This window comes from Streptomyces aureus, assembly GCF_001418135.1.
Classification (GTDB): domain Bacteria; phylum Actinomycetota; class Actinomycetes; order Streptomycetales; family Streptomycetaceae; genus Streptomyces; species Streptomyces aureus_A.
In genome coordinates, this window is sequence record NZ_LIPQ01000183.1 from 1 (window position 1) to 11,701 (window position 11,701).

General features: G+C 71.8%; 10 protein-coding genes. 8 read left to right on the forward strand and 2 right to left on the reverse strand.

The annotated features are described in order from the left end of the window. Positions 1 to 97 precede the first annotated feature (97 nt). From AOK00_RS17080 to AOK00_RS17095, 4 genes are all read left to right on the forward strand, one after another. Entirely contained in the window at positions 98 to 781 is a 684-nt protein-coding gene (locus AOK00_RS17080; protein WP_055601169.1) for a DUF4166 domain-containing protein, read from the forward strand. Next, complete coding sequence (locus tag AOK00_RS17085; protein WP_055601170.1) at positions 778 to 1,470, forward strand: TetR/AcrR family transcriptional regulator; 693 nt, start codon at positions 778 to 780, stop codon at positions 1,468 to 1,470. The genes AOK00_RS17080 and AOK00_RS17085 overlap by 4 nt, the downstream gene beginning before the upstream one ends. A 90-nt stretch (positions 1,471 to 1,560) precedes the next feature. Next, positions 1,561 to 3,381 carry a glycosyltransferase family 2 protein gene (locus AOK00_RS17090; protein WP_055601171.1) on the forward strand — a complete coding sequence of 607 codons (1,821 nt, stop codon included), beginning with the start codon at positions 1,561 to 1,563 and terminating at the stop codon, positions 3,379 to 3,381. 3 nt (positions 3,382 to 3,384) lie between these two features. Further along, positions 3,385 to 5,379 carry a kelch motif-containing protein gene (locus tag AOK00_RS17095; protein WP_055601172.1) on the forward strand — a complete coding sequence of 665 codons (1,995 nt, stop codon included), beginning with the start codon at positions 3,385 to 3,387 and terminating at the stop codon, positions 5,377 to 5,379. Here AOK00_RS17095 and AOK00_RS17100 read toward each other — a convergent pair. Both AOK00_RS17100 and AOK00_RS17105 read right to left on the reverse strand, forming a co-directional pair. Beyond that, positions 5,376 to 6,392 (reverse strand): glycoside hydrolase family 6 protein, encoded by a 1,017-nt coding sequence (locus AOK00_RS17100; protein WP_055601173.1) that lies wholly within the window; start codon positions 6,390 to 6,392, stop codon positions 5,376 to 5,378. The two genes, AOK00_RS17095 and AOK00_RS17100, sit on opposite strands and share 4 nt — an antisense overlap. Positions 6,393 to 6,471: 79 nt before the next feature. After that, the gene (locus AOK00_RS17105) at positions 6,472 to 7,464 is read right to left on the reverse strand and encodes an ArsR/SmtB family transcription factor (RefSeq protein ID WP_030321169.1); all 993 of its coding nucleotides are present in this window, start codon (positions 7,462 to 7,464) and stop codon (positions 6,472 to 6,474) included. 82 nt (positions 7,465 to 7,546) lie between these two features. On the opposite strand from AOK00_RS17105, the gene AOK00_RS17110 reads away from it, so the two are divergent. From AOK00_RS17110 to AOK00_RS17125, 4 genes are all read left to right on the forward strand, one after another. After that, the gene (locus AOK00_RS17110) at positions 7,547 to 8,857 is read left to right on the forward strand and encodes an MFS transporter (protein WP_079042044.1); all 1,311 of its coding nucleotides are present in this window, start codon (positions 7,547 to 7,549) and stop codon (positions 8,855 to 8,857) included. 31 nt (positions 8,858 to 8,888) lie between these two features. Then, positions 8,889 to 9,398 (forward strand): MarR family winged helix-turn-helix transcriptional regulator, encoded by a 510-nt coding sequence (locus AOK00_RS17115; protein WP_055601174.1) that lies wholly within the window; start codon positions 8,889 to 8,891, stop codon positions 9,396 to 9,398. Positions 9,399 to 9,463: 65 nt separating this feature from the next. Continuing rightward, complete coding sequence (locus AOK00_RS17120; protein WP_055601175.1) at positions 9,464 to 9,796, forward strand: DUF3817 domain-containing protein; 333 nt, start codon at positions 9,464 to 9,466, stop codon at positions 9,794 to 9,796. 71 nt (positions 9,797 to 9,867) lie between these two features. After that, positions 9,868 to 11,568: an acyl-CoA mutase large subunit family protein gene (locus AOK00_RS17125; protein ID WP_055601176.1), complete on the forward strand. Its 1,701-nt coding sequence runs from the start codon at positions 9,868 to 9,870 to the stop codon at positions 11,566 to 11,568. Positions 11,569 to 11,701: the final 133 nt, after the last annotated feature.

An 11,701-nucleotide genomic window follows, 5' to 3' on the forward strand; every position in this document is an offset into this window, starting at 1 on the left:
CCCCGGGACCGCCCCCGGGACCGCCCCCGGCGCCGACCCTCGGGCCGTCCCGAGAGCCCGCCCCGAAGCCCGCACCCGAGCCCGCCCTGGAGCAGTCGTGACCTCGATCTTCCGCACGGCCATGGGGGACGCGGCCTTCGAACGCCTGCACCCCGAGCTCCAGCGGCGCTTCTCCGTCGGGCTCGCGAGCGGAGAGCTGTGCGTCGGGCGCGGTGTCATGGACCGGATCTGGCACGGCCGGGCCCTGGTGAAGCCCTTCCTCGCGATCGGCGGGCTGCGGAACATCCTGCTGCCCCGCACCGGCCGCGACGTGCCCTTCACCATCGAGAACGTGCCGTACACGGACTCGTACGGCCGCGAGACCGTCACCTTCGTCCGGACCTTCGCCCTGCCGGGCGGGCCCCGGCGCTTCGACGCCACCATGGTCCACAGTCCCGAGCGGGACTGCGTCCTCGACTACCTCGGCACCCACCAGCACCTCGCAAGCGACCTCCACATGTCCGCCGAGCCGGACGGCTCGCTCCTCATCCGCTCCGGCGAACACCGTTTCCGCGAGGGCCCGTTGGACGTGCGCGTCCCGGAACTGATCGGCGGCCGGGCCGAGGTGCGCGAGTCCTTCGACGAGCACGCCGGCCGCTTCCGCATAAGCGTCCGGGTGGAGAACAGGTACGTCGGCCCCGTCTTCGGGTACGAGGGTTCGTTCGTCGCCGCGTACATGGACCTACGATCCCGGGGGGTGCGCGCGGGGCTGCGCCCGGTGCGCGAGGAGGCAAGGGCATGAGCGGGGAAGTGAGGGACCGGCGGGCGGGGGAGTCCCGGGCGCAGGACGCGCGCAGCCAGGAGACCCGGGAGAAGCTGCTCGCGGGCGCCCTGCGGACCCTCGTCGAGCAGGGCATCACCAAGGCCTCCGCCCGTGCCATCGCCGCCACCGCGGGCGTGAACCAGGCCCTCGTCTTCTACCACTTCGGTTCCGTCGACGAGCTGCTCGCCGAGGCCTGCCGGCACGGCGCCGAGCAGCGGGTCGCCCGGCACCGCGAGCGGCTCGCCGAGGTCGGCAGCCTCACCGAGCTGCTCGCCTTCGGGCGCGAGCTGCACGAGGAGGAGCGGGCGGCCGGTCATGTCGCCTTCCTCGGGCAGCTGCTCGCCGGCGCGCAGGCCCACCCCCGGCTGGTGCCGGCCACGGCGGCCGGCCTCGACCTGTGGATCACCGAGATCGAGCAGGTGCTCGTCCGGGTCCTGGCGGGGACCCCGCTCGCCGAGTTCACCGACCCCGCCGGGCTCGCCCGCGCGGTCGGCGCCTCCTTCGTCGGCCTCGAACTGTACGAGGGCGTCGACCCGGCGGGCGCCGAGGCGGCCTTCGCGGCCCTGGAGCAGCTGGGTGCCCTGATGGCCGCCATGGAGGAGCTGAACCCCGTCGCCCGAAGGGCCGTCACGTACACGCTCCGGCGGCAGAGCGGCCGTACGCGTTAGACCAACCCACTCGGACTACTCCAGTCGACACACCGAGCGTTTGCCCCTTTCGTTGGGGTATCGACCCGTTCGACGACAGCTGGAGGCACCGTGCGGCCGGGAGCCTACGACTACGACACCTACAGCCGACTCGCCGGTCCGCTCACGGAACCGGACCCCGAGACCTACACGGTGCAGTACCGGAGTCTGCTCTCGAAGGAGCCGCACCGCATACGGGCCGTCCTCCTGATGGGCCTCGCGCCGGTCCTCTCGGCGCTGCTCCTCGCCTACCTCGTCTGGCCCGGCCACTGGACCGTCCGGGAGGGCGGCGACCGCTACCTCGTCCACCTCGACACCGTGATGCTCGTGTCGATCGGGCTCATCTGCCTCTTCATGCTGGTGAACGTCACGGCGATCGCCCACGCCACCATGGTCGCCCGCGATCCGATACCCGTGTACGCCGAGAAGGGCACCCGCGTCGCCTTCCTCACCACGTACGTCCCGGGCAAGGAGCCGCTCACCATGGTCCGCGGCACCCTTGAGGGCGCCACCCGGCTGCGGCACGACGGCCTCCTCGACGTCTGGCTCCTCGACGAGGGCGACTCCGCCGAGGCCAAGGCGCTCTGCGCCGAGCTGGGCGTACGCCACTTCACCCGGGCCGGCGTCCCCGAGTGGAACACGCGGAAGGGCGTTCACAAGGCGAGGACCAAGCACGGCAACTACAACGCCTGGCTCGCCCTGCACGGCGACACGTACGACTACTTCGCCTCCGTCGACACCGACCACGTACCGCTCCCCGACTTCCTGGAGCGGATGCTCGGCTACTTCCGGGACCCCGACGTCGCCTTCGTCGTCGGACCGCAGGTGTACGGCAACTACACCGACATCGTCACCAAGGCCGCGGAGTCCCAGCAGTTCCTCTTCCACGCCCTCATCCAGCGCGCCGGGAACCGCTACCACGCGCCCATGTTCGTCGGCACGAACAACGTCGTCCGGATCTCCGCCCTGAAGCAGATCGGCGGCCTGTACGACTCGATCACCGAGGACATGGCCACCGGATTCGAACTGCACCGCAGGAAGAACCCGCGCACCGGCCGCTACTGGCGCTCCGTCTACACCCCCGACGTCCTCGCCGTCGGCGAGGGCCCGGCCTCCTGGACGGACTTCTTCGCCCAGCAGCTCCGCTGGTCCCGGGGCACGTACGAGACGATCGTCAAGCAGTACTGGAAGGCGCCCTTCCGAACCCCGCCCGGCCGCTTCCTCAACTACACCCTGATGCTCGTCTACTACCCGATGACCGCGGTCAACTGGCTCCTCGGCATCCTCAGCGGCGTCCTCTACCTCTGGTTCGGCGCCTCCGGTACCCAGGTCTCCACCTCGGTGTGGCTGATGATCTACAGCGACGCCGTCGCCCTCCAGATCGGCCTCTACCTCTGGAACCGGCGGCACAACGTCTCGCCCCACGAACCCGAGGGCTCCGGGGGCCTCGCCGGCATGGCGATGTCGGCGTTCTCCGCCCCGATCTACCTCAGGTCCCTCGGTTCGGCGATCCTCCGCACCCGCGGCCGCTTCGTCGTCACGCCCAAGGGCGGCGAGGCGAGCCCCGACCGGATCCTGACCTTCCGTATCCACCTCTTCTGGGCGGTGGTCCTCATCGTCTCGCTCGCCGCCTCCGTCCACTTCGGGCACACCCACGCGGCCATGCGCACCTGGGCCCTCCTGGCCCTGGCCATCGCGCTCGCCCCGATCACCCTCTGGGCGTTCGCGGCCCTCGGGAGACGGCGCGCGCTCCGCGTCCGCGCGCTCGCCCGTGCCCGCGTCCGCGCCCGCGGTCTCGCCGACGCCCGCGAGGGGGTCGAGGTCGTCACGGCCGCCGCCCCGCCGCCGACCGCGCCCGTCACCCCCGCCCCCACGACGACGGGAGGGAACTGAGCCATGGCCCACCGGCCGTCGAAGAAGTTCAAGAAGACCCTGTTCGGCAGCGCGGCGGCCCTGGTCCTCGCGGCGCTCAACGCCCCCGCCGCCGTCTCCTTCGCCGAGGAGAAGTACCACGCGTACAAGATCGCCCAGCCCGGCTACCAGCGGCGGTTCGGCTCCTGGGCCGAGATCGCGGTCCCCGACCAGTACCGGATCAACGCCATCCACGCGGCCCTGCTGCACACCGGCAAGGTGCTGCTGATCGCCGGCTCCGGCAACAGCCAGAAGAACTTCGACGCGGGGACCTTCGAGACCATCCTCTGGGACCCCGTCAAGAACACCTTCAAGAAGATCCCCACCCCCGTGGACTTCTTCTGCTCCGGCCACACCCAGCTCCCCGACGGCCGCCTCCTCGTCGCCGGCGGCACCGCGCGGTACGAGATCCTCGACGGCGAGGTCAAGAAGGCCGGCGGCGGCATGCGGGTCAAGAACGAGAGCCCCGACAAGGCGGTCACCCTCAAGAAGGGCACCGTCTTCCGCTCGCCGTCCGGGGTCGAGTACCTCTCCAAGGCCGACGTCACCGTCCCCAAGGCCAAGCGCGAGTTCGAGATCTCCTACTTCGAGAGCGGCCAGATGAAGCCGTGGAAGACCAAGGTCACCGCCGCGGAGGCCCGGGTCTTCGTCGAGGCCCGCGAGGAGGGCCCGCAGGCCCTCACCACCGAGGCCGCGCAGTACGAGGTCGTCGGCCTCAAGGGCGACGCCGCCGACGACGTCTACGGCCTCGCGCAGAAGCTCACCACCGAGAAGCAGGACTTCCAGGGCATCAAGGGCGCCTACGAGTTCGACCCGAAGGCCGAGAAGTACATCCCGGTCGCCCCCATGAAGGACGCCCGCTGGTACCCCACGCTCGTCACCCTCGACGACGGCAAGGTCCTCGCCGTCTCCGGACTCAACGACGTCGGCGACGTCGTCCCCGGCGACAACGAGATCTACGACCCCGGGACCAAGAAGTGGTCCAAGGGCCCCTTCCGCTACTTCCCCACCTACCCCTCCCTCTTCCTCACCAAGGGCGGCAAGCTCCTCTACACCGGTTCCAACGCCGGATACGGCCCCGCCGAGAAGGGCCGCGAACCGGGGCTGTGGGACCTGAAGAAGAACTCCTTCACCAAGCTCGGCGGGCTCACCGACCCCGACCAGCTGGAGACCTCCGCCTCCCTGATCCTGCCCCCCGCCCAGAACCAGAAGGTCATGGTCCTCGGCGGCGGCGGGGTCGGCGAGTCGTCCAGGTCGACCGCCCGCACCTCGATCATCGACGTGTCCGAGGACAGCCCCGTCTTCACCGACGGGCCGGCCCTGCCGCAGGGCACCCGCTACCTCAGCAGCGTCCTGCTGCCCGACGACACCGTCTTCACCACCGGCGGCTCCGAGGACTACCGGGGCCGCGGCGGCAGCGACATCCTCAAGGCGCAGTTCTACGACCCGAGGAGCAACGCCTTCACCGAGGCCGCCGAACCCACCGTCGGCCGCAACTACCACTCCGAGGCGCTGCTGCTGCCCGACGGCCGGGTCGCGACCTTCGGCTCCGACCCGCTCTTCGACGACAAGGACAACACCAGGCTCGGCACCTTCGAGCAGCGCGTCGAGGTCTTCACCCCGCCCTACCTCCACAGGGCCGGCGCCGACCGGCCCGTCCTGGGGGAGGGCCCGCAGGAACTCGACCAGAACGGCCGCGCCACCTTCAAGACGAAGGACGCCGGCCGGATCGCCGAGGCCCGGCTCATGCGGCCCAGCGCCGTCACCCACACCACCGACGTCGAACAGCGCTCGGTGGCGCTCGGCCTGACGAGGAGCCAGAACGGGACGACGGTCACCGTGGACGTACCGGAGGACCGGACCCTCGTACCGCCCGGCTGGTACATGCTCTTCGTCACCGACGTGAACGGCATCCCGTCCGAGGCGAAGTGGATCCAGGTCGGCGGCCGACCCCCGGTGGGCGGCCCCGAGCCGGGCTAGCCCTTCGCCCTGCGCGCCAGGCCCAGGGCGTAGTCCGGCCACCACGTGCCGGCGGCCGGGCCGCCCCGGCACTGGCCGTCCGAGTCGCCGGGGCGCTTGATCCACAGATACGCGTCGACCAGGTCGTCCCCCGTCCGGTCCGTCGGCGGCACGCCGAGGGCCCGGCCCGGCGGATTGCACCAGGCCTCCGCCCGGTCGCCCGGGAGGGGGCCGTCGCCGTTGCGGCTGGTGTCCACGGTGAAGTGGGCGCCGCCGAGCAGTCCCGACAGCCTCGCGCCGAAGGCCCGCACCGCGTCGTTCGTCTGGAAGTTGGAGACGTTCAGCGCGAAGCCGTCCGCGCGGGCCACGCCCGCCCGGCGCAGCGGCTCCGCCAGCTTGGCCGGATCGTCGATCCAGGCCGGGTTGCCGGCGTCGAGGTAGACCCGGGTACGGGGCTGCCGCTTGAACCGCTCGATCGCCTCGGCGAGCAGCCGGTACCGCTCGTCGTGGTACTGGGCCGGGGTGCAGCCGTCCACGATGTGCGGCACCGCGTCCGGCTCCAGGACGACGATCGCCGAGGAGTCCCCGAGCGCGGTCGCGAAGGAGTCGATCCAGGTTCGGTAGGCCCGCGCGTCGCGCGAACCGCCCGCCGAGTACATGCCGCAGTCACGGTGCGGGATGTTGTACGCGACGAACACGGCCGTACGGTCCTCCGCCGCGGCTCCCCGTACCGCGCGGCTGATCTCCGGCACCGGATCGTCCCCGGCCGGCCAGTCCGCGACCGGCCGGTCCGCGATCCGCTTCAGGATCCTCGCGTCCTCGGTCCTGCCCTGTGCCTCGTACTGACGCACCTGCCGGGCCGCGTCGCTCTCCGGGTCGACCCAGAACGGCGAGCCGCTCGCGGGGGCCACGGCCTCGCCGCGCGTGGACGGCGGACCGACGGGGCCCTCGGGGGGCTCGTCCTCGCCGCACCCGGTCAGGAGCAGCGCGGAGGCGAGGGTCAGGGCGACTGCGGTGACGGTGCGACGGGACATCCGGCCCCCAGGGTCGGGTACGGCGAGCACGGCGCTTCGTACGGGCGAAGGGACAATCCGGGCCATCGTGGCATGTCGGTCAGCCGGTTCCGGGCTGTGACACCGCGATCCCCAGCGGGGTCCGCTCGTACAGCACCTGGTGGCCGTACCGCCGGGAGGTCAGCAGCCCCGCGTCCCGCAGCACCGCGAGGTGCGCCGAGACGGTGGAGGGGGCCCGGCCGAGGAGGTGGGAGAGCGCCGTCGTCCCCATCGGCTCGGCGAGCGCGCACAGGACGTCCGCCCGCACCGGGCCGAGGAGCCGCCCGAGGGCCTCCGGCGTGCGGTCCCCGGACTCGGACCACAGCCCGCCGATCCCGCGGGCCGGATAGACCACCGTCGGCTGCCACGGCGGATCGAAACCGCTCACCACGTCCGGCCAGGTGAACACCGACGGCATGAGGACGAGCCCCTGCCCGTCCAGCGGACGGATGTGCTCACCGTGGTACGCGACCTCCAGGGTGGCCGTCCCCGCGTCCCACGCGAAGGCCGGATGCAGTTCGTCCAGGAGCCGTTCGAGCCCGCCCTCCGCGAGCCGTCGCGAGTGGTACGCCACGTCCGCCTCCAGGAGCGCCCGCAGCCGGGGCCAGTCCGGGGCGATCAGCGCCTCCCACGCGGCCCGGAGCAGCTCCGCGAGCCGCAGCACCGCCCCGGCGGGATCCGCGAGCAGCCGCCGCCCCTCGGCCGTCCCGGCCGCCCCCGGGGTGTCCGCGAGCGCCCGCTCGAAGTCGTCCAGGACCAGCGCCGGATCGGTCTCCCGTACCGCGGCGATCTCGTCCTCGAACGCGGCGGCGGGCCCCAGTGGCGGCGGATAGAGGAAGTCGGGACTGTGCCCGTGCAGCGGCATCAGCAGATGCAGGGGCCCGAGGTCGAGCTCCCGCGCGGCGGACGCGATCCGCCGCATCCACGGGAGGTGGTAGCCCTGCTTGCCGGGCCGGGCGAGGACCCGCACGGCGGAATGGGTCTCCCAGAGCGGGGAGATCGCGAACCGGATCCGCAGCGGGTCGGCCTCGCCGAAACGCAGGTGGTACGGCACGGGCCCTCCTGGCCGGAGCGGAAGATTCGTCTGGGCCCGAAAGTCTAGGGCGGACCCCGTCACCGACGGCACGCTGCGTGCCATGCCGAAGCACGACGACCCCACCACCGCGCTGCCCGGGACCGGACCGGAGCCGACCGCCCCCACGCCTCCGTCCCCGCCCCTGCCCGGCCCCGGCTACCGGGCCGTCTTCCGGGTGCGGGAGTTCCGGGTCGTCTTCCTGGCGCATCTGTTCTCGCTGCTCGGGGTCGTCGTCAGCGAGCTCGCGCTCACCGTGCTCGTCTACGACCTCACCCGCTCCCCGCTCCTCTCCTCCCTCACCTTCGCCCTCGGTTTCCTCCCCTACCTCGTCGGCGGCACCCTGCTGGCCGGGCTCACCGACCGGCTCCCGCCCCGCCGGATCCTCGTCGTCTGCGACCTCTTCTGCGCAGGCTGCGTCGCGCTCATGGTCGCCCCCGCCACCCCCGTCGCCGTCCTGCTCGCGCTGCGCTGCGCCATCGCCGTCGTCTCGCCCGTCTTCAACGGCACCCGCATGGCGACCCTCGCCGACATCCTCGGCGAGGGCGACCTCTTCGTCCTCGGCCGCTCCCTGCTGCGGATCGTCTCCCAGAGCGCCCTCCTCACCGGCTTCGCCGTCGCCGGCGTGCTGCTCACCGTCGTCCCGCCGCGCGGCGCCCTGGCCGTCACCGCCACCACCTTCCTCGTCTCGGCGCTGCTGCTCCGGCTCGGCACCGCCCGCCGTCCCGCCCGGGCGTCCGGGTCCGCCGACGGCGGGTTGTCCGGTACCTGGGCTGTGCTGCGGAACCGGCGCGTGCGGGCCCTGATGCTGATGTTCTGGGTGCCGCCGCTCTTCGCCGTGGTCCCCGAGGCGCTCGCCGCCCCGTACGCCGACGAGATCGGCGTCTCCACCGCCGCCCTCGGCCTCCTCATGTGCGCGCTGCCCGTCGGCACCATCGCGGGCGAGCTGTTCGCCGGGTCGTTCCTCGGCGCGGCCACCCGCTCCCGGATCGTGCTGCCGCTCGCCGTGACCGGCGTCCTGCCCTATCTGCTGTACGCACCCGAGCCCGGCGTGCCCCTCGCGGCCGCCGCGCTCTTCCTGGCGGGCGCCACCGGGGCGTACACCCTCGGTCTCGACGCCTGGTTCGTCGCCGCCGTCCCCGAGGAGCAGCGGGGGAGGGCCATGACCCTGATGACCGCGGGCATGATGACCGTCCAGGGCATCGGCATGGCGGGGGCCGGGATCGCCGCCGAGTTCGCCCCCGTGCACGCGGTCGTCGCGGGCACGGGCGTCGTCGGCACGGTCTGTCTCCTCGTGGCCGCCGCCGAGCTGCGGGCGGCCGGTGCGACGGGGCACACCGGGGCGGTCGGGGACCGAAAGGCGAGACGGGGCTGACCGGCATATGACCAGTCGGTAAGGTCGAGGCGTGCCGAAGCCGCTCAGTCTCCCCTTCGACCCCATCGCCCGCGCCGACGAACTCTGGCAGAAGCGCTGGGGCCCGGTTCCCTCGATGGCCGCGATCACCTCGATCATGCGCGCCCACCAGATCCTCCTCGCGGAGGTCGACGCCGTCGTGAAGCCGTACGGGCTGACCTTCGCGCGCTACGAGGCGCTGGTGCTGCTCACCTTCTCGAAGGCCGGCGAGTTGCCGATGTCCAAGATCGGCGAGCGGCTGATGGTCCACCCCACGTCCGTGACGAACACGGTGGACCGGCTCGTGAAGTCCGGTCTCGTCGACAAGAGGCCCAACCCGAACGACGGCCGCGGAACGCTCGCCTCCATCACGGAGAAGGGCCGCGAGGTGGTCGAGGCGGCCACCCGCGACCTGATGGAGATGGACTTCGGGCTCGGCGCGTACGACGCGGAGGAGTGCGCCGAGATCTTCGCGATGCTGCGTCCGCTGCGGGTCGCGGCGGACGACTTCGAGGAGAAGTAGGCGCTCGCGCGGCGAGGGCGGACCCGCGCGAAGATCGCCCGGAACGTGCCGTTACGCTCGACGGCATGAAATCCAGCGTGCTGACCCGTTACCGCGTCATGGCGTACATCACCGCCGTCATGCTGCTCGTGCTGTGCACCTGCATGGTCTTCAAGTACGGGTTCGACATGGGCGAGGACGTGACCTTCGCGGTCTCCCAGGCCCACGGTGTCCTCTACATCATCTACCTCGTCTTCGCCTTCGACCTGGGCTCCAAGGCCCGCTGGCCGTTCGGGAAGCTGCTCTGGGTCCTGGTCTCGGGCACCATCCCCTTCGCCGCGTTCTTCGTCGAGCGCAAGGTCGTCGCCGAGACGCTGCCGCTGATCAGCGGCGCGCGACCGGAGCCGGTCAAGGCCTGACACGGACCCCCGCACTGATGTGCGGGGGTTTCCCATCGACATTTACTAGGACGTCCTAGTAAATTCGAAGCATGGATGCTGACGCCATCGAGGAAGGCCGCCGTCGCTGGCAGGCCCGTTACGACAAGGCCCGCAAGCGGGACGCCGACTTCACCACGCTCTCCGGCGACGCCGTCGAGCCCGTCTACGGGCCCCGGCCCGGCGACACCTACGAGGGCTTCGAACGCATCGGCTGGCCCGGCGAGTACCCGTACACCCGGGGGCTCCACGCGACCGGCTACCGGGGCCGGACCTGGACCATCCGCCAGTTCGCCGGCTTCGGCAACGCCGAGCAGACCAACGAGCGCTACAAGATGATCCTGGCCGCCGGCGGCGGCGGCCTCTCCGTCGCCTTCGACATGCCCACCCTCATGGGCCGGGACTCCGACGACCCCCGCGCCCTCGGCGAGGTCGGCCACTGCGGTGTCGCCATCGACTCCGCCGCCGACATGGAGGTCCTCTTCAAGGACATCCCGCTCGGCGACGTCACCACCTCGATGACGATCTCCGGCCCCGCCGTCCCCGTCTTCTGCATGTACCTGGTCGCCGCCGAGCGCCAGGGAGTCGACCCGGCCGTGCTCAACGGCACGCTCCAGACCGACATCTTCAAGGAGTACATCGCGCAGAAGGAGTGGCTCTTCGAGCCCGAGCCCCATCTGCGTCTCATCGGCGACCTGATGGAGCACTGCGCGCAGGGCATCCCCGCGTACAAGCCGCTCTCCGTCTCCGGCTACCACATCCGCGAGGCCGGGGCGACGGCCGCGCAGGAGCTCGCGTACACCCTCGCCGACGGCTTCGGCTACGTCGAGCTCGGCCTCAGCCGCGGCCTCGACGTGGACGTCTTCGCCCCCGGTCTGTCCTTCTTCTTCGACGCCCACCTCGACTTCTTCGAGGAGATCGCCAAGTTCCGCGCCGCCCGCCGGATCTGGGCTCGCTGGATGAAGGAGGTGTACGGCGCCAAGACCGACAAGGCCCAGTGGCTCCGCTTCCACACCCAGACCGCCGGTGTCTCCCTCACCGCCCAGCAGCCGTACAACAACGTCGTACGGACCGCCGTGGAGGCCCTCTCCGCCGTCCTCGGCGGCACCAACTCACTCCACACCAACGCCCTCGACGAGACCCTCGCGCTCCCCAGCGAGCAGGCCGCCGAGATCGCGCTCCGCACCCAGCAGGTGCTGATGGAGGAGACCGGCGTCGCCAACGTCGCCGACCCGCTGGGCGGCTCCTGGTACGTCGAGCAGCTCACCGACCGCATCGAGGCCGACGCCGAGAAGATCTTCGACCAGATCAAGGAACGCGGCCGCCGCGCCCACCCGGACGGTCAGCACCCGATCGGGCCGATCACCTCCGGCATCCTGCGCGGCATCGAGGACGGCTGGTTCACCGGCGAGATCGCCGAGTCCGCCTTCCAGTACCAGCGGTCCCTGGAGAAGGGCGACAAGCGGGTCGTCGGCGTCAACGTCCACCACGGCTCCGTCACCGGCGACCTGGAGATCCTCCGGGTCAGCCACGAGGTCGAGTGGGAGCAGGTCCGGGTCCTCGGCGAGCGCAAGGAGCGCCGCGACGACGCCAAGGTCCGCGCCTCCATCGACGCCATGCTGGCGGCCGCCCGGGACGGCTCGAACATGATCGCCCCGATGCTGGACGCCGTCCGCGCGGAGGCCACCCTCGGCGAGATCTGCAACGCGCTGCGGGACGAGTGGGGCGTCTACACGGAGCCCCCGGGCTTCTGATCCTTCTCCGCACCTCGCGCGCCGGCCATGGCGCGCGTCACGCGTCAGGGGCGGTACGGGAACTCCCGTACCGCCCCTGACGCGTGCGGGCCTCAGCCGCCGGCGGCCGCCGCCGCCCCCAGACCGCCCACCA

Excerpts from the sequence above, each read along its gene's own strand:
- AOK00_RS17085 (WP_055601170.1), top strand. The coding sequence starts at position 778 with ATGAGCGGGGAAGTGAGGGACCGGCGGGCGGGGGAGTCCCGGGCGCAG.
- AOK00_RS17095 (WP_055601172.1), top strand. The coding sequence starts at position 3,385 with ATGGCCCACCGGCCGTCGAAGAAGTTCAAGAAGACCCTGTTCGGCAGC.
- AOK00_RS17100 (WP_055601173.1), bottom strand. The coding sequence starts at position 6,392 with ATGTCCCGTCGCACCGTCACCGCAGTCGCCCTGACCCTCGCCTCCGCG.
- AOK00_RS17110 (WP_079042044.1), top strand. The coding sequence starts at position 7,547 with ATGCCGAAGCACGACGACCCCACCACCGCGCTGCCCGGGACCGGACCG.
- AOK00_RS17120 (WP_055601175.1), top strand. The coding sequence starts at position 9,464 with ATGAAATCCAGCGTGCTGACCCGTTACCGCGTCATGGCGTACATCACC.
- AOK00_RS17125 (WP_055601176.1), top strand. The coding sequence starts at position 9,868 with ATGGATGCTGACGCCATCGAGGAAGGCCGCCGTCGCTGGCAGGCCCGT.